This is a genomic window from Enterovibrio paralichthyis (genome assembly GCF_019209835.1).
Lineage (GTDB): Bacteria > Pseudomonadota > Gammaproteobacteria > Enterobacterales > Vibrionaceae > Enterovibrio > Enterovibrio paralichthyis.
This window is the reverse complement of the sequence record NZ_JAHUTS010000011.1, coordinates 38,181-57,937: the sequence shown is the minus strand read 5'-3', so window position 1 is coordinate 57,937 and position 19,757 is coordinate 38,181. Positions and strand designations below refer to the sequence as shown.

The window sequence follows — 19,757 nt, the reverse complement described above, 5'->3', positions numbered from 1 at the left end:
GCTCTCTAATCCCCTGCCTCTTTTCTTTTGTCTCTTGTCTCTTATCTCTTATCTCCAATCTCCCGTCTCCAATCTCAAATCCCCCATGCGCTTTTCATCTTAATCCTCTCCCGTATCACCTTTGATCCGCTATCATGCTGTCCCCACTTCTACGCTCAATGCACAACAGGAAAAGAGGACAACATCATGTCGTTTGAATCCCTATTCGGTCTTAATGATCAGGTTGTTATCGTCACAGGTGCCGCCGCCGGAATAGGTCGCCGCATCGCAGAAGTGTTTGCCGATGCCGGCGCCAAAGTGGTGGTCAGTGATCTTGATTTGGACGCCGCTGACGATGTCGCATCACGCATCAATGCGACCGGCAGACACGCCATTGCAGCGCCTTGTAATGTCACCGTTGAAGAGCAACGCGAAGCGCTGGTTGAGCGGGCTATCACAACGTTCGGCAAGGTCACATTGCTGGTCAATAACGCAGGGGGTGGCGGGCCAAAGCCCTTTGATATGCCAATCAGTGATTTTGAATGGGCATACCAGTTAAACGTTTTTGCCCCTTTCCAGCTCATGCAGCTTTGCGCGCCTGAAATGGAAAAAGCAGGAGGGGGAGCGATCCTGAATATCAGCTCCATGGCGGGTGAAAACAAAAACGCCATGATGACGTCGTATGGCTCGTCAAAGGCCGCGGTTAACCACCTGACCCGAAACGCGGCGTTCGATTTGGGCCCCAAAGGGATCCGGGTCAATGCCATTGCTCCGGGTGCAATCCGTACCGCTGCGCTTGAGAAGGTGCTGACACCTGACATTGAGGCTGCCATGCTCAAGCACACGCCACTGGGACGCCTCGGCAAAACCGATGATATCGCCAACGCAGCGCTGTTTCTCTGCTCACCGGCAGCCGCTTGGATCAGCGGTCAGGTACTGACTGTCAGTGGCGGCGGTTCGCAGGAACTGAGCTAGCTTTTGTGCCGCTAGCTACCGGACGTGCGTGCCATTTTGGGTTGATGTTTTTTGATGAAGCTTTTGATCTTCGGCGCAATGCTTTCCCGGTAACGGCGACCGTTAAAAATGCCGTAGTGACCGACGCCCGCCTCTTCCAGGTGGGCTTTTTTCGACGCTTTCAATCCGGCACACAAATCAAGGGCTGCCCTGGTCTGTCCACGCCCGGTAATGTCATCCAGCTCCCCTTCAATGGTGAACACCGCTGTTTTGTTGATTGTGCCAAGGTCAACCGGTTCGCCCCGGTAGAGCATGGTTTTGTTGGGCAGTTTTTGTTCCAGGAAGACCTTGCGGATGGTGTCGAGGTAGTAATGGGCAGGTAAATCCATCACGGCGAGGTATTCGTTGTAGAACTTGCGGTGTGCCTCAGCATTCTCTCCATCTCCTTTGATCAAATCATCGAAGAATTTGAAGTGTTTTTGCACATGGGTATCAAGGTTCATCGACATAAACCCTGACAGCTGCACAAACCCCGGATACACCAACTGCCCCGCCCCTTCATACTGTTCCGGCACCGAGCAAATGACATTGGACTCAAACCACTCAAGATCTTTGCCACTGGCGTAGTCATTCACTTCTGTCGGGTTAATGCGGGTATCAATCGGCCCGCCCATTAACGTCATGGAAAGCGGCACAGCAGGGTTGTTCATGGCTGACATTCTGGCAGTTGCCACCAGCAGAGGGACACAGGGTTGGCACACGGCAATCGCATGGGTGTCCGGCCCCAGCAGTTCCAGAAACTCAATCAGGTAATCGACATAATCATCAAAATGGAATTCGCCTTCGCTTAACGGAACATCACGGGCATTGCGCCAGTCTGTCACATACACATCATGGTCGGGTAGAAACGCCTCAATACTGCCACGCAGCAGGGTAGCAAAATGGCCGGAAAGTGGGGCAACAAACAGCACTTTGGGTTGGTTTGGCTGCGCTTTGCTGCGGCGGAAGTGGAGCAGATTACAAAAAGGTTTATTGGCAATTACGTTGTACTGGATAGTGAGCGTTTCACCCCTGATGACCGTCGTATCAAGCCCCCAGGCCGGTTCATCGTAACAGCCCGTCAGCCGTTCCATTAGTTCCATGGAGGCATCCAGAGTGCGCGTCATTGGCAAGGTGCGCATGATGTTCCACGGCGCAGCATTGATATCCCGCACTAACCTTGCCCAGCTGTTTAATGGCTTTATCGCATCCATATACGTTGCGTTCAGTTCGTAAAGCATATACCGCCCCTTAATCAATGCCGAAGTGGTTACGCCGCCCAAACGGCAATTAACCATTATTTAACATACTAGCGCAGTTATGGATCTCCGCCTTTTATCGAGGATTTATTAAACGAAAGGAAATTCAGTGTGCTGGCAGCGTCGCCTTCCAAACGTCAGCCGTTGCTGGATCACTGCAAGATATATCACTGGCGAAACATTAGTCTCATCTCTAATCTTTAAGTGATTACCCGCTTTTGTATAAACACTTGTTTCGCCAAACGTTCGGAGATTATCCATGACGCGCTTTTACTGTGTTCTGCTGCTGGCATTGCTGACTGGGTGTGATGAGGCCAAAGTGGCTGAGAAATCAAAAGCACCGCAGCCCGCAATGCCCACCTCCCTGGTCATACAGGTGAGCAGCCACGAAGGCAGCGCAGCGCATGAGGCTGCCGTTCAGTTTGGTGAATTGGTGAAAAGCCTGTCACAGGGGTCGCTCGTGGTCTTGCCCCAGCACCCCATTGAGCATACAGATGAACGCCGGGTACTGGCCGGTCTTCAGGAAGGGCTGATTGATTTTGCCGTCATACCCAGCGCGAAAATGACGCATATCCGCCCCGAGTTGGAGCTGTTTAATGTGCCGTTTATTTTCTCCAACGTGGAGCAGGTACACAGGGTTTACCGCAGCCAGTTAGCGCGCCAGTTGTTGGAACTGCTGAAGCAGGACAAGTTAATCGGCCTCGGGTTTTGGGATGGCGGCTTCAAACAACTGGTCACCAACTTTCCGTTGGATTCAGTGGACGACTTTGCCGGTAAGCGTTTCCGGATCATGGAAAGTACCCTTCTCCAGCAACAGTTCGAGTACTGGGGCGCGGCGACCACACCCATCGCCCACAGCCTGGTTGCCGAGGCTTTCCAGAACGGGGATATTAACGGCAGTGAGGAGTCCCTTTCCCATATCGGGCACCAGACCTTAGAAGGTAAACGGGTGTACATGACCAATCACGGTCACCAGACCCTGCTTCTGATCATGTCTGAGAAGGCCTTTTACCGACTGACACCTCAGCAAAAAAATATCATCAGTGAAGCAGCGAAAGAGGCTTCCAGTCTGCAGTATATCGTCGCTGAGCGCATCAACGGTAAGGCGCTGAAAACACTCGAGGAGAAGGGCGTTGTTTACCAGCCCAGTCCGGCGTTGATGGCATCACTCAAGCAGGCATATGAGGACACACTGGAGAAAAACCGCCACGTCGTTGGCACCGCCAACCTTGAGCAACTACTCGAGCTCAAGCAGGACTGGGAAAACCCCTACCCTGACAAACTGATTGTGGCTCTGGATGCGGCCATGACCGGCGCATCAGCCAAATCAGGGCTGTCTATCCGCCGCGGCATTGAGTTGGCCTTGGAGGAAATCAACGCCAACGGCGGCTTGTTGGGTAAGGAAGTGGTGTTGCTGGCGCGGGACAACACGATGCTGCCTTCCCGCGGACTGGACAACATCAAACGCTTTTCCCAATACCCGAACCTGCTTGCGGTGTTCAGCGGGATCAGCAGTCCGGTAGTGCTCAGTGAAATCGATCTGCTGCACCAGGAGAAAATGCTGATGCTGGTACCGTGGGCGGCGGCGACCCCCATCACCAGTAATGGACAGGATCCCAGCTATGTATTCCGTGTCTCCGTGCGGGATGAGTATGCCGCACAGTTTATGCTGGATGGCGCGTTAAGCGAGACTGAGGATATCGGCCTGTTGATGGTGAATAACGGCTGGGGGCGCAGCAATTACACCGCCTTGCAGGAAAGCATGCAAAAACGCGGAGTCAGGCCGGTACACACCGAGTGGTTTGACTGGGGGGAGAAAAACAGCGCCCAAAAAATCAAAAACCTGATCGACCAGGGTGCCAAGGCGCTCATCTTTGTCGGCAGTTCAGTGGAAGGCCACGCATTTGTCGAATTGCTTGCCTCCTACCCCAACCCGCCGGTGGTGTTTTCACATTGGGGGGTAACAGGATCAGACTTTGGCCTAAAAGCAGCAAAGGCGCTGGAGAAAGTCGACTTCCGAGTGCTGCAGACATTCACTTTTGTCGATAACGACAATCCCCTTGCCGTCTCGCTGGCCAAGCGATACCACCAGCGCTACTACACCAAAAATGCGACCGACATTGTTTCGCCTTCCGGCACTGCGCATGCGTATGACCTGATGAAAATGCTGGCGATTGCAACACAGCGCGCTGGCAAGCCAGACATGTCTGCCATCCGCCACGAACTGAAGAAAATCGACGCTTACTCAGGGCTGATGAAGCAATACCAGCAGCCATTCCTCAATGATCCACAGGACGCGTTGAAAGCGGACGACTATCTGTTCGCCATCTACAAAGATGGCACGCTGTATCCAAAGAGGTCTGATGCCAAAGCTGAATAACGGCAGTATTGCCAACCGTTTTTCCAAACTTATCCTGTCAATGCTGACAGGCGTTTTGCTGTTTACCGTCTGCGTAACATCCGTCATGGAAGTCGCCAGTGTGGCGCGGCAACAGCATGAAAGTCTGAAGGATCAGGCGTTCAACACGCTCAACCTGATAGATCTGCAGCTAAATACCCAGCAAAGCGCCATCGTCCGCACCGCACAAAGCCAACTTTCCATTAACAGCCTGGTTGATTTGGGCGCAGGCAGCAGCTACTTCCAATATGCGCTGGAAGACCTGACCCTTTACACCGCCATCGAAGATCCGCATCTGTTTGATTATGCCGGACGGATAATTCTCAGTCATGACGACGACAAGGAATGGTTTAAACCGGACATGGTGGAAGAGGTGTTGGTCTCCGGCAAAGGGAAAACCCTGCTCCGTAAAAACCATCTCTACATTATCGAGCCCATTATTTACTACGGTGCGGTTCAAGGCGGCATTATTGCCCATGTTGATTTGGACAACCTGTTAGCCCCGTTATTGGGCTCCCTGGACAGCCTTTACACCCTGACCGTAGGGAACAACCTTACCTTTACCAATATTGTGGAAAAAAGGCCCGGTGTATCGGTATCTGTTTCCCAAATACCCGGCATGCGCAAAGGGGTACTGCCCATCACTCTGACGCTAACAACGCCCTACTTCAACTTGCTAAAAGACATTTCTTCCTGGCTGATAAATTTTAGCCTGCTGGCGCTGTTGACCCTGCTTCCGGTGATAATCATTGCCCGCCGGTTGGGTAAAAAAATGGCCCGTCCCATCGTCGAACTGGCAGATAAGGTCAAACAAGGCAACTACCCCATTGAAAGCCCCTATGAAAGCAGCGAGCTGACTTCGCTCGCACAGGCATTCAACCAGGCCACAGAGCACATTCGTAAAGCCAGCGAGTCTACCATCCAGGAAGAGCGCCGTTCCGGCTTAAGTCAGGTACACGCCATTGTTGATACGGTTATCGATGGCATTGTCACCATCGACACCCTTGGCTTTATCGCAACCTTCAACCCTGCCGCAGAAGGTTTGTTTGGCTATACCGCCTCCGAAGTGATCGGCGAGAAGGTCAACATTCTGATGCCGCACAACTACTCTTCCCAGCATGACCAGTTCATGACCAATTACCTCTCCGGCAAACCGGCAAAAGTCATCGGGATCGGCCGCGAAATTACCGCAAGGCGCAAGAACGGCACCGTATTCCCGGCAGAACTGGCTGTCAGCGAAATGCGCATCAATGGCAAGCGTATGTTTACCGGCGTTATCCGTGACATCACCGAGCGTAAGAAAGACGAGGCGGTCAAAAATGAATTTGTCGCCACCGTCAGCCATGAATTGCGTACACCTCTGACGTCAATCCGTGGTGCGCTGGGTTTGATTCTGGGGAAATTTGGCGACGAATTGAGTGAGAAGAACAAAAAGATGCTGACTTTGGCGTTACGCAACAGTGAACGCCTGACCTTGCTCATCAACGACATTCTGGATATTGAAAAACTCGAATCCGGCCAACTGACCCTGACGTTTACCCGCGTCAACCTCGACACCATTGTTCGCCGCAGCATCGAAGACAACGAAAGTTATGCCCACCAGCACAATGTGGATCTCGTGCTGAACTCCCAGGTACAAGAAGCCTTTGTCAATGCCGACTCCATCCGATTGCAGCAAGTCATGGCTAACCTGCTCTCCAATGCCATCAAGTATTCCAGACCCGGCGAGGCGGTGACGGTTTCGCTCAAACACCTTTCCAATGGTTACCGGGTTGAGGTGATAGATGTCGGTACCGGTATTCCCCCTGAATACCATGAAAAAATCTTCGAGCGCTTCTCCCAGGCTGACAGTTCAGATACCCGCCGCGTAGGGGGGACAGGACTCGGACTGGCAATATCCAAAGCCATTGTTGAGGGGCATCAGGGTACGTTAGAGTTTTTCTCTGAGCTGGGCAAAGGGTCAACGTTCTACTTCACCTTACCGACAGAATCAGCCAGTGACAGCTGGCAGGACGCCAGCCCTGTGTTTCAGGTATCTGGTTACCAGATCCTTTACTTTGGCAACAATGAAAAAATCCTGTCCCAGTTCCGTCAAAGCTTTTCTTCAACTTGCGATGTTTCACACGCTGACGACCTGTCCCAAGCACTGTTGGCGACCTCCAAACAGCCTTTTAATCTTTTAGTGCTGGAATGGCCGGTTAAAGCCGATGAGCATGAAGTGATAAAACTTTTTAATAAACAAGAGATTCCTATTGTTTTACTTTCTCACGGAGACAAGCCCTTTCCCCATCCTGAGCGGGTGATTGCAATATGCAATCAGTCGACATGCAACATGTCCCATCTAAAATCCGAACTCCGTCTTATACTTAAGAATACCTTCCCGCGAGAGGTGATGTGATGAGTACACCAATTACCGTTCTCTATGTTGAAGACGACGAAGATATCAGAGACGTCGCCGAGATGGCTCTGGAAGGCGATGACTTTGTTTTGCTCACCTGCGATTGCGGCAACCAGGCACTGGAAAAAGCGGCGCTCGCCAGCCCGGACCTCTTGCTGCTGGATGTGATGATGCCCGACATGGATGGCCCGACAACCCTGGCCAATCTCCGGAAAATCCCACACCTGGAAAGTACACCGGCCATCTTTATGACAGCCAAAGTGCATCCGTCTGAAGTCAAGGCCTATAAAGACTGCGGCGCCATCGGCGTTATCAGCAAGCCATTCGATCCCATGAGCCTGGCTGATGAGATTAAAAACTTGATGACTGGACGGGGTTTATGAAGCCATCGCAAATTCAACGCTTTCAACAACAACAGGATAAATTTACAGCAGGGGTGCCTGACCGGGTCGCCCGAATAAAGATGTTGTGGGCCCAAATGGCGACGGCGGTGCCTGCAGACCAAAGCAGCCGTGAAGATATGATTCTCGAAGCCCACAAGCTGGCGGGTACCGCCACCACGCTGGGCTTTATTGATTTGGGGGAATGGGGCCGCGATGTCGAAACCCTGCTCAAATCCCACCAGCAACGTGCCACGGTAGCCTATGAAGATCCGGAACTTCAGCGCCTGATGGACTGCCTAGACACGGTTACTGAAATAGAACCCAAGCGCGCGGATAAATTACTGAACAATGAAGCCACACTGTTACATGAACAGGAGCAGAACCACCAGCTGATCTATGTGGTTGCCGAAGACATGGATGCCACACAGGAAATGGTCGATCAACTGCGTTATATCGACTACAAAGTGAACTTTTACAAGGACACCGCCACACTTAAAAAAGCACTGGATAAAGAAGCGCCATCCGTGATCATTCTGGACATGAATAGCGACGCGTTGCTCGAAGACATCAAGAAAGTGTGGCGAAAACGCAGCGGTGTTCCTCTGGTCGTGCTCAGTAACAGCAACTCCTGGGAATGCCGCCTGCACGCATCCCGATCTGGTGCTTATGCCTTTTTCCAAAAACCCATCGAATACGATGAAATACTCTCAGTGCTCGACTCACTCTGGGAGTCGAGCCATGCCAAATACCGCATTCTGATCGTCGAAGACGACCGGGTGCTCGCTGAGCACTTCGCCGCCATTTTGCAAAATGCAGGCATGAGCACAGTCATTGTCGACCAACCCGAACAACTGCTGGAAGAACTGGGTGAGTTTTCGCCGGATCTGGTGCTGATGGATTTGTATATGCCAACCTGCTCCGGGGTGGAAGCCGCGAGTGTGATACGCCAACATGCCAAGCACAACAACGTACCCATTGTTTACCTTTCCGGCGAAACTGACCTGAAGCTACAGATGAAAGCCCTGCAGGTCGGTGCCGATGATTTTCTGACCAAACCTATCAGTGATCACCACCTGACACAGGCAGTGTCTATCCGCACCCGCCGTTTCCGGGCGCTCAGTGCCATGATGGACAGAGACAGCCTGACCGGACTGCTTAATCACTCCAACCTCAAAATTGAGCTGGAAAAAGAACTGTCCCGCGCCCAGCGCAATGGCTCCCAGGTCAGCTTTGTGATGATTGATATCGACCATTTCAAATCCATCAATGACAAATATGGTCACCCTGTTGGGGACAAAGTCATCAAAGGCGTCGCAAGGCTGCTTAATTACCGCTTCCGTAAATCGGATACCAGCGCCCGCTATGGTGGCGAGGAATTTGCGCTGATCCTCCCCGACACACCGGCAGACATTGCCCTGCGGCTGATTGACGAATTCCGGTTGATGTTCTCCCGCACCCCTTTCTCCAACGGTGATGAGAACTTTTACGCCACCTTGAGCGCCGGTATAGCGACCTTCCCTGAATTCACATCGGTGGACAGCATTATCGAAGCGGCAGATTCCGCCCTTTATCTCGCCAAAGAGCGCGGACGCAACCGGGTGCTGACCCATGTGGAAGTGATTCACGTGAACCCGACTGAGCCACCGTTGACGCTCAACAACAATGGTTGAACCGCCTCCCTCCATTGTGAGGGTTTTGCGAGAAAGTTGAGATCAGTCTGCTACTTTTACCCGCCATGCTTTGAGGTGAAATCCTCAAAGCATGGAGAACGTCATGAAAACATTACTGCTTAGCCTGGCAATGGGTGCCGCTTTTTCAGCACATGCGGCTACGGTTGATGTCACCATTACCAACGCGACCGATGGCATTTATTTCACCCCTTTACTGGTTGCCACCCATGCCAGTGACCACTACCTGTTCCGCACCGGCGAGGCGGCTTCGGCAGAAATTGAAGCCATGGCAGAAGGCGGCGATATTTCCGGACTTTCAGCACTGGCTAGTGGCATCGGAGCAGAAATCAGCGAAAACCCCGCAGGCGGTATTCTGAATCCTGGCGATTCAGCAACCACAACCCTTTCAGCAAAACATGGTGATGTCCTTTCGGTGACGGCCATGCTGCTTCCCTCCAATGACGCATTTATCGGCGTCGACAGCTGGAAGATTCCAAAGAAAAAGGGCACCTACCGTATTGAAGCCAACGGTTACGACGCCGGTACGGAAGCCAATGATGAGCTGGCAGGAAGTGTACCTACCCCGCCTTTTATCACCTTTGGTCAAGGGGGCACAGGGGTAGACACTGACGTTGCCAATGACAAAGTACACATCCACCCCGGCAATCTGGGCGACACCGACCCCAACGGCGGACTGAGTGATTTCGACAGCACCAAGCACCGCTGGCTCAACCCTGTCGCTATCATCACTGTCACCGTGTACTGAGGAGGCTCACCATGTATCGCTTTGCCCTGATTGGCGCAGCGGCACTGGCCTTGGCAGGCTGTCCGCTGCAAAAAGAGTATACGGTTACTGTTGAAAACCTCACCGATGCCCAACCCATGTCTCCGGTTGCACTGCTGACCCACAGCGACGCCGATTTGCTGTTTACTGTTGGCACCCCTGTCTCACAGGCCGTGGAGTTGCTGGCGGAAGGGGGCGACAACAGTGCGGTGCTGAAATACGGTAAGCAGCGCAATGTTGAAGAAGCGCTATCCGGCAAGGCGCTGTTGCCACCCGGCGCATCCGACGAGTTTTCCCTTTACGTGACCAATCCGCATACACGCTATCTCTCTATGACTTCAATGCTGGTCAACACCAATGATGCCCTCGTTGCTGAAACGGATATCAACATCAGTGCCCTGCGTCCGGGACAGAGCATCACCTTGCTGGTACCGGCATGGGATGCCGGTACGGAAGGAAACAGCGAATCCCAGGCCACTGTACCCGGGCCTGCGGCACAAGGGGAAGGCTATAACCCTGAACGCGATGATGTGAACCGTATCCGCATTCATCCCGGAGTGCTTTCTGCTGACGACGGACTGACAGGCTCAGCATTGCACTACCGCCACCGCTTCGATAATCCCGCCGCCAAAATCACCATCAAACGCAAGTGGTAACGCAGCTGGAAGGAGTCAATGTATGCGCCCATTCACACTGGGCGCATCATCCCGGGTTTTGGTGTCGGCCTGTGTTAAGCTGATAACAAACCATGCGAACAAGGAGTGGGTGTGCTGGCCTTTATCGAATCACAGGAATCACTGTTCCGCCTGAGTCTTTTTTTCGGCATTTTTGCGGTGATGGCGTTCGCCGAGTGGCGTTATCCGCGCCGCCCACTGACAGTGAGCAAATCCAAACGCTGGTTCAACAATATCGCCCTGACCCTGCTTAACACCGCCCTGTTACGCGCTGTTTTCCCATTGGCTGCCGCCGGTTTTGCCCTTTGGTGTCGTGATAATGGCATTGGCCTTTTTAACCAGATAGCAGCGCCGCAATGGCTGACCATCCTTGTCTGTATTGTCGCCTTGGATGGCATTATCTGGTTCCAGCACAGACTGTTTCACCGTATTCCAGTTCTCTGGCGTCTTCACGCAGTACACCATGCAGACCGCGATCTCGATGTCTCCTCCGGTGCCCGTTTCCATCCCATCGAAATCCTGTTGTCCATGGTGATAAAAGTGGCCGCTATCGCCCTGCTCGGCGCACCAGCAGTCGCCGTGATCCTGTTTGAAGTGATATTGAGCGGCATGGCACTGTTTAACCACAGCAATGTCGCGATTCCCCTGTCGGTCGACCGTTGGCTGCGCCTGTTGGTAGTCACGCCGGATATGCACCGTGTCCACCACTCGGTTCACCGCTACGAGAGCGACAGCAATTACGGGTTCAACCTTGCGATCTGGGACAGGCTGTTTAACACTTACCGCGCCCAGCCTGAGGGTGGGCATGATGGCATGACCATAGGAATAAAAAGTCACCGCGACGAGAAGCAGGTGATTTGGCTGACCGGGCTGCTCACGCTGCCTTTCCACCTGTTCAGCCGACAACCGAAAAAGAAAACAGAAAAACACATTTAATTCAGGACTGAATGCCCATGACAAAAGTGATCGTCACTTCGTTAAACCCAGCCAAAATTGCAGCCGTTGAAGCTGCGTTCAAAGAAGTTTTCCCCAATAACGACATGACGTTTGAAGGCATTTCTGTCTCGAGTGGTGTAGCCGACCAGCCAATGACCAGTGAGGAAACACTGGCCGGTGCGCGCAACCGGGTACACAACGCGAAAAAGGTGATAGACGGGAATTTCTACGTGGGTGTGGAAGCCGGGCTGGATGCGCCCTACACCTTTGCTTGGATGGTGGTGGAATCGGCGTGCCGTGTTGGTGAATCACGCTCGGCGTCTGTTCCCTTGCCGCCACAAGCTCTGAAAATGCTGGAACAGGGCAAAGAGCTGGGCGATGTGATGGACGAAATGTTCAACGAACAAAATGTGAAGCAGAAAGGCGGGGCAATCGGCATGCTGACGGGCAATTTGCTCACCCGAAGCTCGGTATACCATCAGGCGCTGATCTTAGCGCTGATCCCGTTTATGAATCCGGGGCTGTTTCCGACGGAATAAGAGACGAGAGACGAGAGACGAGAGACGAGAGACGAGAGACGAGAGACGAGAGACGAGAGACGAGAGACGAGAGACGAGAGACGAGCAGGATGAAGTCATTTCTCAGAGAGAATCAAACTTTGCTCAGTTCTTTTCGCTTTTTCTTTATCTGCTTTTTCTCACGTCTCAATTCTGTTATCTAGCGACGAGAATAACCCCGTCTCTCGAACCATTTTCACTTTTCCAAAAGCGCCAGCAGCCCGTTTTTCTGCTCATCATCCAGTTGCTTCACTTCGTTGGAGCCACGGGTGATGGTTGCGATCCCCACACCGAGCAACTGGCTGAGCTGACGCTGGCTCATCTCGCCCTTGAGCAGCTCATTGATGATGTTCACGCGCGCAATTAACGCGGTGCGCTCATCCTGCGTCAGCAACATCTTCAGCAATTCGGCTTCCTGCCCACTCTCAATGGCACGGTGGATCAAATCCAACACATCCTGCCAGTCAGAATATTCCGGCGTTGCATTCATAGTCACCTCAGGGATACGGTTCTGATTAACCGTGCCATTATACGCTAACTCCTAAGGAGTCTTAGCAATTCATACCTCAATAGCGGCGATTCGCTTCATTTTCAGACAAAAACTGCAAAGGCTGGCCCAGAAGCTTGCGGTAGTAAACATCGTACATCAGCACGTTTTGCACGTAGCGGCGGGTCTCGTTAAACGGGATAGCTTCAATGAAAGCAATCGCATCGAGTTTGCCGTCGGTTTTTTCCAGCCAGCGTGTTGCCCGGTGAGGCCCGGCGTTGTAGCCAGCAAACGCCAGAATGCGGTTGTCATCAAATTGGTCGAGCAGCATTTTCAGATAGCCGCTGCCAAGACGAATGTTGATCCCCGGATCGCTCAATGTACTGACGCCCAGGTAGCGGAAACCGAGCTTTTTCGATGTTTCTTTTGCTGTCGCAGGCATCAGCTGCATTAAGCCACGCGCCCCCACGGGCGACACCGCATGGGTGTAAAACGCGCTTTCCTGACGTGACAGAGCAAGTAGGGTTGTCAGCGGCAATTCGCGCTCTTTGCTGAAAAACTCAAACCACCAGCGGTGTGCTACCGGGAAGCGGTATTCCAGATGATCCCAAAGCTTGCCGGAAATGGTCGCCTGTACCGCCAGATGGTGCCAGTTACTCTCGGCCGCATACGCTGCCAGCATGGCTTTCTCCTGACTGTTTACACGCTCTAACAGGTGGTACCACTCGCGCTTAGCTGCGGTGAGCTTATCGAGTTCAAGCAGTTCGCTGATGCGCCTCAGTGAGGTTTTATAAGGTGCCAGCGCTTTAACATCCAGTGCAGAGGTCGAATAGTCGAAGGCAATCGGTTTATTAAGGTGAGAGGCTGCCGCCACGCTGTAGAAGTTGCGCTCCCCCACCATGGCTTCAAACAATTTGTTGGCGCGAGCCATATCACCGGTTTCCAGTGCAATACGCGCTTCCCAGTAACGCCACTTCAGGGTTTTGCGTTCGCTGGCTGACATACGGCTCAGCCAACCGGCCAGTGCAGGCCAGTCCGCCTGGGTCAGGCTGACCCGGAAACGGCGCTCCAGAAGTGATTGGTTTGCGGTGGTCTTGAGCCATTTATCCCGCCAAGCCGCCAGCTTGTCATCATCAGTAGACATCAGGCGACTAGTGAGGTAATCCGCCATTTTCTGACGTTCACTTTTGCTGTAGTGCTGGCCTTCTACCGTGCGTTTGAACTGGGCAACGGCCTCTTCAGCATCACTGCGGGCCAGACGCTCAAACGCCATTTGTGTCAGGCGTTGGTTGAACGGCGTCACTTTGCTTTTTTTAGAAAAATCCGCCACACCTTGCGGTTTTTTGTACAGCGCCAGCACGTCATCTGCCTGTGCTTTTGCGGTGGTGCCGCTAAGCTGCTTATCAAGGTAACGCACCAAGTTGCCATTGCGGTTTTCAAACGCCAGCAACATGCGATCCAGCACCAGTTTGTCGGTCAGCTTGCCTTTGTCGTCGAGGTAATCAAACAGCTTGTCACATGCCCTGTCGACTGATGATCCGGACAGGTAAAGGGATTTTGCACCGGAAAGCGCCAGCGCCTTGTCCCCGGCCTGACTGTGGGCATAGTAGTAATTACACTGGTAGCTTTCCCCACGCGGCACGCTCGGCTGGAACTTAAGCAGCGCTTTCCAATCCTTCTGGCTGGCAAGCACATTCATATAGCGAGCACGGACGGTGTCGGTAAAGGGCAGCGCATCGTAACGGGCAAGGAAATTCTCTACCTGTTTTGGACTGGCCTGATTGAGATCGCGGGTAAAGTCACGATATTCCAGATACGGATAAAGCGGGTAATCCTTGATTTGCGCCTTCAGGGAGCTAAAGGTCGCCAGATCGTTTCGTTCAATGGCCGCGATGGCTTTTTCGTACCGCGTACGCTGCTCATCGAGGCTCAGGGCTTGTGCCGGTGCAATACCGGCTATCAACAGCGCCAGCCCTATCGGCGCTGCCTTACGAATTCTATCCACTGACTTAATGTACACTTTTGTATTTATTGAGTATTTCATCGACAGCACATCTCATGCTTTTTGTGAGCAAGCCAGACCTTAAGCTTATACCTATTCGTCTATCCCGGCAGGCTTTCATTGTGTCGGTCATTCTGTATATCAAATCGCGCCGGACATTGCCGGGGAAAAAAGGTTACGAAAAATAACCGTGTGCGTTCACTCACTTATCCAAAATTCAAATTGGGAAGCGAGGCTCATTTCGGTTGTCTCAGCTTGTTTTGATAATTAGAAGGGGCAAATGGTTCCCTGCAACACCTGACTGTTACAATGATGAGGTTTAGCGGTTAGAATAATCCTTTTATGTGACAAGAGAACGCGAGCAGAAATGGCTGAGTACGTTTATACCATGTCGCGCGTTGGCAAAATCGTGCCACCGAAGCGTCAGATCCTGAAAGACATCTCTCTGTGCTTTTTCCCTGGCGCCAAAATCGGCGTATTGGGTCTGAACGGCGCAGGTAAATCAACCCTTCTTCGCATCATGGCGGGTATCGACACCGATATCGAAGGTGAAGCACGTGCACAACCGGGCATCAAAGTCGGTTACCTGCCTCAGGAACCTAAGCTTGATGAAGAAAAAACCGTACGCGAAACGGTAGAAGAAGCCGTAGCGGACGTTGTTGATGCCCTGTCCCGTCTGGACGCAGTTTACGCCGCTTACGCGGAACCTGATGCAGACTTCGACGCACTGGCAAAAGAGCAAGGCGAACTGGAAGCACTGATCCAGGCGAAAGACGGTCACAACCTGGACAACGCCCTTGAGCGTGCAGCCGATGCACTGCGTCTGCCAGAGTGGGATGCGAAAATCAAACACCTGTCAGGTGGTGAGCGCCGCCGTGTCGCGATTTGTCGTCTGCTGCTTGAGCGTCCTGACATGCTTCTGCTCGACGAACCAACCAACCACTTGGATGCAGAGTCTGTGGGCTGGCTGGAACGCTTCCTAGTGGATTACAGCGGCACTGTTGTGGCTATCACGCACGACCGTTACTTCCTGGATAACGCGGCTGGCTGGATTTTGGAACTTGACCGTGGTGAAGGTATTCCATGGGAAGGTAACTACACCTCTTGGCTGGAGCAAAAAGACGCGCGTCTGCAACAAGAAGCGTCTTCTGAGAAAGCCCGCCAGAAAACCATCGAGAAAGAGCTGGAGTGGGTTCGCCAGAATCCGAAGGGCCGTCAGGCGAAATCTAAAGCACGTATGGCGCGCTTTGAAGAGCTGAACACCACTGATTACCAACGCCGTAACGAAACCAACGAGCTGTTCATCCCACCTGGTCCACGCCTGGGTGACAAGGTTATTGAAGTGAATAACCTGACCAAATCGTTCGGTGACCGCGTGCTGATTGACGATTTGTCTTTCAGCGTACCAAAAGGTGCGATCGTGGGTATCATCGGTGCCAACGGTGCGGGTAAATCTACCCTGTTCAAGATGCTGAGCGGCGCAGAGCAGCCAGACAGCGGCACCATCGAAATGGGTGAAACCGTACAACTGGCATCGGTTGATCAGTTCCGTGACAGCATGAATGACAACAACACGGTTTATCAGGAAATCTCTGAAGGTGCAGAAATCATCCGCATCAACAACTTCGAGATCCCTGCACGTGCATACTGTTCACGCTTTAACTTCAAAGGCAGCGATCAGCAAAAACGCATCGGCGAACTGTCGGGCGGTGAGCGCAACCGTGTTCACCTGGCAAAACTGCTGAAGGCTGGCGGTAACGTACTGCTTCTCGATGAACCAACCAACGACCTGGACGTAGAAACCCTGCGTGCACTGGAAGAAGCGCTGCTTGAGTTCCCTGGCTGTGCCATGGTTATCTCGCACGACCGCTGGTTCCTTGACCGTATCGCGACCCACATTCTGGACTACCGTGATGAGGGTAAAGTGAACTTCTTCGAAGGTAACTACGCCGAATACAGCGATTGGCTGAAGCAAACGCTGGGCGCTGCGGCGGCACAGCCACACCGCATCAAATACAAGCGCGTGACCAAGTAATCACCGCTGATAAGAATCAGGGTCACTTCGGTGGCCCTTTTTTATGGCGCGCCATCGGGTACCGCATAACGTATTGTTAAAATCATAAATAAGACGCGCAGAACATCACGGAGACGGAACACCAAAGTAGAGATATAGCGTCGACTCTCCTACACTGGTTGTAAATAAATCAAAGGAATTGTCACATGCCAGAACGTCGCAAATTTTCGCGCGTGGTGTACCGCACCCCCGCCACGATCCAGCAAGGAGAGCAAAGCTGGCAGTCCAAGGTGCTCGACCTTTCCTTGAAAGGTGCACTGCTCGCAACCCCGCTTGACTGGGTAGAGGGAAACAACAAGGACTACGACATTTCATTCCGCCTGCATGATTCAGACATTGAACTGGCGATGGAACTCAAGCTGATTCAAGAGTGCGGTGAGTACCTGCGCTTCCAGCTCGACCATATTGATATCGACAGCGCCAGCCACTTGAAACGTCTGGTGGAACTGAACGTGGGTAACGACGATCTGCTCCATCGCGAACTTGCACAACTGACAGATTTGAAAGATACCGTATAATCGCGGCAGTTTGCCCAAGCGTAAAGTTGTCGGCACGCCGTATTCCGAGAGCGTGCATAGTTACGAAGTAGTAGAAACATGCCACAAAACATACGTATAGCCGTTTCCCATGCGAATGGATCTCGCCATTTTGTGCTCTCTCCGTCGCTGAAGAAAATCCTTCTCTCCCTGCTGGCGACGCTGATCATTGGTATTTTTGCCAGCATCGCGACCATCTATTACCTCAACCACCGCTCTACAGCAGCGGAAGACACGCTGAAATCGATGACAGAGAAAAGCTCTGCATTGGTCGGGCAGCTGGAAGATCTGAAACAAAAGCGCCAACAGCTTGAGCAACTCATTTCCAACAAGGAAGAAGAGTACGCCCAGATCATTGAGGATAAAGACAGCCAACTGAACTACCTGACCCAGCGCGTTTCGACCGTGGAGGAAGTGCTGGGACTGGAGAAAGATGCTGAGAATGCAGTGCCACTGTCAGAGCGCCTTGATGTTGCCGCGATTAACTCTGCGGTGCGCGCGACCATGCTGCAGCTGATCCCAAGCGGTAAGCCGATTGAAAGCTACCGCCGCTCATCAGGTTACGGCTCACGCACCCATCCGGTTACCGGCAACAAGAAGTTTCACCTTGGACTGGATTTGACCGCAGACATCGGTACGCCCGTCTATGCCCCGGCGGACGGTGTGGTGGAGTACAAGCGCCCAAGTAAGAAAAAGGGCTATGGCAATCTACTCAAGATTGACCATGCCTTTGGCTTTATGACCTTGTATGCACATCTCGACAAGTTTAACGTCAATACCGGCCAGTTCGTCAAAAAAGGCGACCTGATTGGCTGGTCTGGCAACACCGGCCTGTCTACCGGTCCACATCTGCACTATGAAGTGCGCTTCCTTGGCCGTGCATTGAACCCGAAACGCTTTATCGCCTGGACACCAGATAACTTTGAATCCCTGTTCAAAGAGGAAGACAAAGTGAAATGGGCAAGCCTGGTGAAAATTGTCGAAGGCATGGTGGCAACCCAGGTACAACTGGCTTCTGAAGTGGTTTCCCAGCCAGGTCATGTAACGGCAAAAGCAACCGCAGTGGTGGACGCTAAAGCCAGCGAAAAAGACGCATCAACCCAATAAGCCACTCAAAAAATACTCTGCAAAAATCAATAGCATGAAAAAAGGCGCCCGCGGCGCCTTTTTTCATATCCAGACTTTTTCCTATCCGGAATAAAGGTTTAGTCAAACTCATCCAGTACCGACAGGGCATCAGACAATTTGCTTACGCCATACACCTTCATGCCAGGGATCTCTTTTTTCGGCGCGTTGGCCATTGGCACCACCGCACGGGTAAAGCCATGCTTGGCTGCTTCCATCAGGCGCTCCTGTCCGCTCGGTACCGGGCGAATTTCACCGGCCAGACCCACCTCACCGAACACGACCAAATCCTTTGGCAGCGGGCGGTCACGGAAGCTGGAAATCAACGCCAGCAGTAACGCAAGGTCAGCACTGGTTTCCGTCACTTTCACACCCCCAACCACGTTGACGAACACGTCCTGATCGGACATCTGCAAGCCACCGTGTTTATGCAACACCGCCAACAGCAGTGCCAAACGATTTTGTTCGAGACCCACAGCCACACGGCGAGGGTTCGCAAGCTGGCTGTAATCTACCAGCGCCTGCAACTCCACCAGCAATGGTCGAGTCCCTTCCCAAAGCACCATTACGGAACTACCTGAAGTGGCTTCTTCACCGCGGGAAAGGAAAATTGCCGAAGGGTTACTGACTTCACGCAGCCCCTGCCCGGTCATGGCAAATACGCCCAGTTCGTTCACCGCACCAAAGCGGTTTTTGTGGCTGCGCAGAGTACGGAAACGGCTGTCACTGGAGCCATCGAGAAGGACTGAACAGTCGATACAGTGTTCCAACACTTTCGGGCCAGCAAGCGTACCGTCTTTGGTGACGTGGCCGACCATAAATATCGCCACATTGTGCTGCTTGGCATAACGGGTCAACGCCGCAGCGGATTCACGCACCTGCGCCACACTGCCCGGTGCAGAGACCACATCGGCGCAGTGCATCACCTGAATCGAGTCGATCACCATGATTTTCGGCTGTTCGGTACGGGCAATTGAACAGATGGTTTCAACATTGGTTTCCGACAGCATTTTCAGCTTATCTTTCGGCAGCCCCAGACGCTCAGCGCGCATGGCGACCTGTTGCAATGATTCCTCCCCCGTCACATACAAGGTGGGCATCTGGCCTGCCAGCCAGCACATGGTTTGCAGCAGCAGAGTACTTTTACCGGCACCCGGGTTACCGCCAATCAATATTGCTGCGCCGGGTACAATCCCGCCGCCCAGCACGCGATCCAGCTCTTTGAAACCACTGGTAAAGCGTGGCACTTCCTGCAAATCAATCGCCGCCAGGGTTTGCACCTTGGCTTCGGTAGCACCGGCATAACCGGCGTATTTTTCGGTGCGCGCGACGGTAGGTGATGCCGCCAATCTCACTTCGGTAATGGTGTTCCACGCCCCACAGGCCGAGCATTGCCCCTGCCAGCGCGGATAATCAGCTCCGCAGTCATTACAGACGTAGGCACGCTTTGTTTTCGCCATGGTTTCTCCTGAAGTGCGATGTCATACATTTTTACTCACCTT

16 protein-coding genes are annotated in these 19,757 nt (G+C 52.8%); 12 read left to right on the top strand and 4 right to left on the bottom strand.

Annotation, left to right across the window (positions count from 1 at the left end; genetic code table 11):
• Positions 1 to 186: 186 nt before the first annotated feature.
• Positions 187 to 954 carry a 7-alpha-hydroxysteroid dehydrogenase gene (gene hdhA / locus KU854_RS14165; protein WP_218359134.1) on the top strand — a complete coding sequence of 256 codons (768 nt, stop codon included), beginning with the start codon at positions 187 to 189 and terminating at the stop codon, positions 952 to 954.
• A gap of 11 nt (positions 955 to 965) precedes the next feature.
• On the opposite strand, the gene KU854_RS14160 is transcribed toward hdhA, so the two are convergent.
• Positions 966 to 2,213, bottom strand: coding sequence for a polyhydroxyalkanoate depolymerase (locus KU854_RS14160; protein WP_218359133.1), 1,248 nt, complete (start codon positions 2,211 to 2,213; stop codon positions 966 to 968).
• 277 nt (positions 2,214 to 2,490) lie between these two features.
• On the opposite strand from KU854_RS14160, the gene dctP reads away from it, so the two are divergent.
• The 8 genes from dctP (at position 2,491) to yjjX (ending at position 12,013) form a co-directional block, all read left to right on the top strand.
• Positions 2,491 to 4,611 (top strand): TRAP transporter substrate-binding protein DctP, encoded by a 2,121-nt coding sequence (dctP, locus tag KU854_RS14155; protein ID WP_218359132.1) that lies wholly within the window; start codon positions 2,491 to 2,493, stop codon positions 4,609 to 4,611.
• The gene (locus KU854_RS14150; protein WP_218359131.1) at positions 4,595 to 7,027 is read left to right on the top strand and encodes an ATP-binding protein; all 2,433 of its coding nucleotides are present in this window, start codon (positions 4,595 to 4,597) and stop codon (positions 7,025 to 7,027) included. The genes dctP and KU854_RS14150 overlap by 17 nt, the downstream gene beginning before the upstream one ends.
• Positions 7,027 to 7,410: a response regulator gene (locus tag KU854_RS14145; RefSeq protein WP_218359130.1), complete on the top strand. Its 384-nt coding sequence runs from the start codon at positions 7,027 to 7,029 to the stop codon at positions 7,408 to 7,410. Before KU854_RS14150 ends, KU854_RS14145 begins: the two co-directional genes overlap by 1 nt.
• Positions 7,407 to 9,080, top strand: a complete 1,674-nt coding sequence (locus tag KU854_RS14140; RefSeq protein ID WP_218359129.1) for a diguanylate cyclase — start codon at positions 7,407 to 7,409, stop codon at positions 9,078 to 9,080. The genes KU854_RS14145 and KU854_RS14140 overlap by 4 nt, the downstream gene beginning before the upstream one ends.
• Positions 9,081 to 9,183: 103 nt before the next feature.
• On the top strand, positions 9,184 to 9,846 hold the full coding sequence (locus KU854_RS14135; RefSeq protein ID WP_218359128.1) for a spondin domain-containing protein: 663 nt from the start codon (positions 9,184 to 9,186) through the stop codon (positions 9,844 to 9,846).
• A gap of 11 nt (positions 9,847 to 9,857) precedes the next feature.
• Complete coding sequence (locus tag KU854_RS14130) at positions 9,858 to 10,520, top strand: spondin domain-containing protein (RefSeq protein WP_218359127.1); 663 nt, start codon at positions 9,858 to 9,860, stop codon at positions 10,518 to 10,520.
• A gap of 111 nt (positions 10,521 to 10,631) precedes the next feature.
• On the top strand, positions 10,632 to 11,474 hold the full coding sequence (locus KU854_RS14125; RefSeq protein ID WP_336245252.1) for a sterol desaturase family protein: 843 nt from the start codon (positions 10,632 to 10,634) through the stop codon (positions 11,472 to 11,474).
• Positions 11,475 to 11,491: 17 nt separating this feature from the next.
• Positions 11,492 to 12,013, top strand: coding sequence for an inosine/xanthosine triphosphatase (gene yjjX, locus KU854_RS14120; protein WP_054779796.1), 522 nt, complete (start codon positions 11,492 to 11,494; stop codon positions 12,011 to 12,013).
• Positions 12,014 to 12,227: 214 nt separating this feature from the next.
• On the opposite strand, the gene trpR is transcribed toward yjjX, so the two are convergent.
• Both trpR and sltY read right to left on the bottom strand, forming a co-directional pair.
• Complete coding sequence (gene trpR / locus KU854_RS14115) at positions 12,228 to 12,521, bottom strand: trp operon repressor (RefSeq protein ID WP_054779795.1); 294 nt, start codon at positions 12,519 to 12,521, stop codon at positions 12,228 to 12,230.
• A gap of 76 nt (positions 12,522 to 12,597) precedes the next feature.
• Complete coding sequence (gene sltY, locus KU854_RS14110; RefSeq protein WP_336245251.1) at positions 12,598 to 14,571, bottom strand: murein transglycosylase; 1,974 nt, start codon at positions 14,569 to 14,571, stop codon at positions 12,598 to 12,600.
• Positions 14,572 to 14,887: 316 nt separating this feature from the next.
• Between sltY and ettA the strand changes: the two genes are divergently transcribed.
• The 3 genes from ettA to KU854_RS14095 all read left to right on the top strand — a co-directional run bounded on the left by ettA (position 14,888) and on the right by KU854_RS14095 (position 18,237).
• The gene (ettA, locus tag KU854_RS14105; protein ID WP_218359125.1) at positions 14,888 to 16,555 is read left to right on the top strand and encodes an energy-dependent translational throttle protein EttA; all 1,668 of its coding nucleotides are present in this window, start codon (positions 14,888 to 14,890) and stop codon (positions 16,553 to 16,555) included.
• A gap of 185 nt (positions 16,556 to 16,740) precedes the next feature.
• Positions 16,741 to 17,112 carry a PilZ domain-containing protein gene (locus KU854_RS14100; protein ID WP_218359124.1) on the top strand — a complete coding sequence of 124 codons (372 nt, stop codon included), beginning with the start codon at positions 16,741 to 16,743 and terminating at the stop codon, positions 17,110 to 17,112.
• A gap of 78 nt (positions 17,113 to 17,190) precedes the next feature.
• Entirely contained in the window at positions 17,191 to 18,237 is a 1,047-nt protein-coding gene (locus tag KU854_RS14095; protein ID WP_218359123.1) for a peptidoglycan DD-metalloendopeptidase family protein, read from the top strand.
• A 98-nt stretch (positions 18,238 to 18,335) separates the two neighbouring features.
• Here KU854_RS14095 and radA read toward each other — a convergent pair whose 3' ends face one another.
• Positions 18,336 to 19,715 carry a DNA repair protein RadA gene (gene radA / locus KU854_RS14090; protein WP_218359122.1) on the bottom strand — a complete coding sequence of 460 codons (1,380 nt, stop codon included), beginning with the start codon at positions 19,713 to 19,715 and terminating at the stop codon, positions 18,336 to 18,338.
• Between the last annotated feature and the right edge of the window lie 42 nt (positions 19,716 to 19,757).

What these genes read in the sequence shown, in the direction of transcription:
- radA (WP_218359122.1), bottom strand. Translation starts at nt 19,715, where the DNA reads ATGGCGAAAACAAAGCGTGCCTACGTCTGTAATGACTGCGGAGCTGAT.
- KU854_RS14150 (WP_218359131.1), top strand. Translation starts at nt 4,595, where the DNA reads ATGCCAAAGCTGAATAACGGCAGTATTGCCAACCGTTTTTCCAAACTT.
- KU854_RS14135 (WP_218359128.1), top strand. Translation starts at nt 9,184, where the DNA reads ATGAAAACATTACTGCTTAGCCTGGCAATGGGTGCCGCTTTTTCAGCA.
- KU854_RS14145 (WP_218359130.1), top strand. Translation starts at nt 7,027, where the DNA reads ATGAGTACACCAATTACCGTTCTCTATGTTGAAGACGACGAAGATATC.
- dctP (WP_218359132.1), top strand. Translation starts at nt 2,491, where the DNA reads ATGACGCGCTTTTACTGTGTTCTGCTGCTGGCATTGCTGACTGGGTGT.
- yjjX (WP_054779796.1), top strand. Translation starts at nt 11,492, where the DNA reads ATGACAAAAGTGATCGTCACTTCGTTAAACCCAGCCAAAATTGCAGCC.
- KU854_RS14100 (WP_218359124.1), top strand. Translation starts at nt 16,741, where the DNA reads ATGCCAGAACGTCGCAAATTTTCGCGCGTGGTGTACCGCACCCCCGCC.
- KU854_RS14140 (WP_218359129.1), top strand. Translation starts at nt 7,407, where the DNA reads ATGAAGCCATCGCAAATTCAACGCTTTCAACAACAACAGGATAAATTT.
- trpR (WP_054779795.1), bottom strand. Translation starts at nt 12,521, where the DNA reads ATGAATGCAACGCCGGAATATTCTGACTGGCAGGATGTGTTGGATTTG.
- ettA (WP_218359125.1), top strand. Translation starts at nt 14,888, where the DNA reads ATGGCTGAGTACGTTTATACCATGTCGCGCGTTGGCAAAATCGTGCCA.
- KU854_RS14130 (WP_218359127.1), top strand. Translation starts at nt 9,858, where the DNA reads ATGTATCGCTTTGCCCTGATTGGCGCAGCGGCACTGGCCTTGGCAGGC.
- KU854_RS14095 (WP_218359123.1), top strand. Translation starts at nt 17,191, where the DNA reads ATGCCACAAAACATACGTATAGCCGTTTCCCATGCGAATGGATCTCGC.
- KU854_RS14160 (WP_218359133.1), bottom strand. Translation starts at nt 2,213, where the DNA reads ATGCTTTACGAACTGAACGCAACGTATATGGATGCGATAAAGCCATTA.
- hdhA (WP_218359134.1), top strand. Translation starts at nt 187, where the DNA reads ATGTCGTTTGAATCCCTATTCGGTCTTAATGATCAGGTTGTTATCGTC.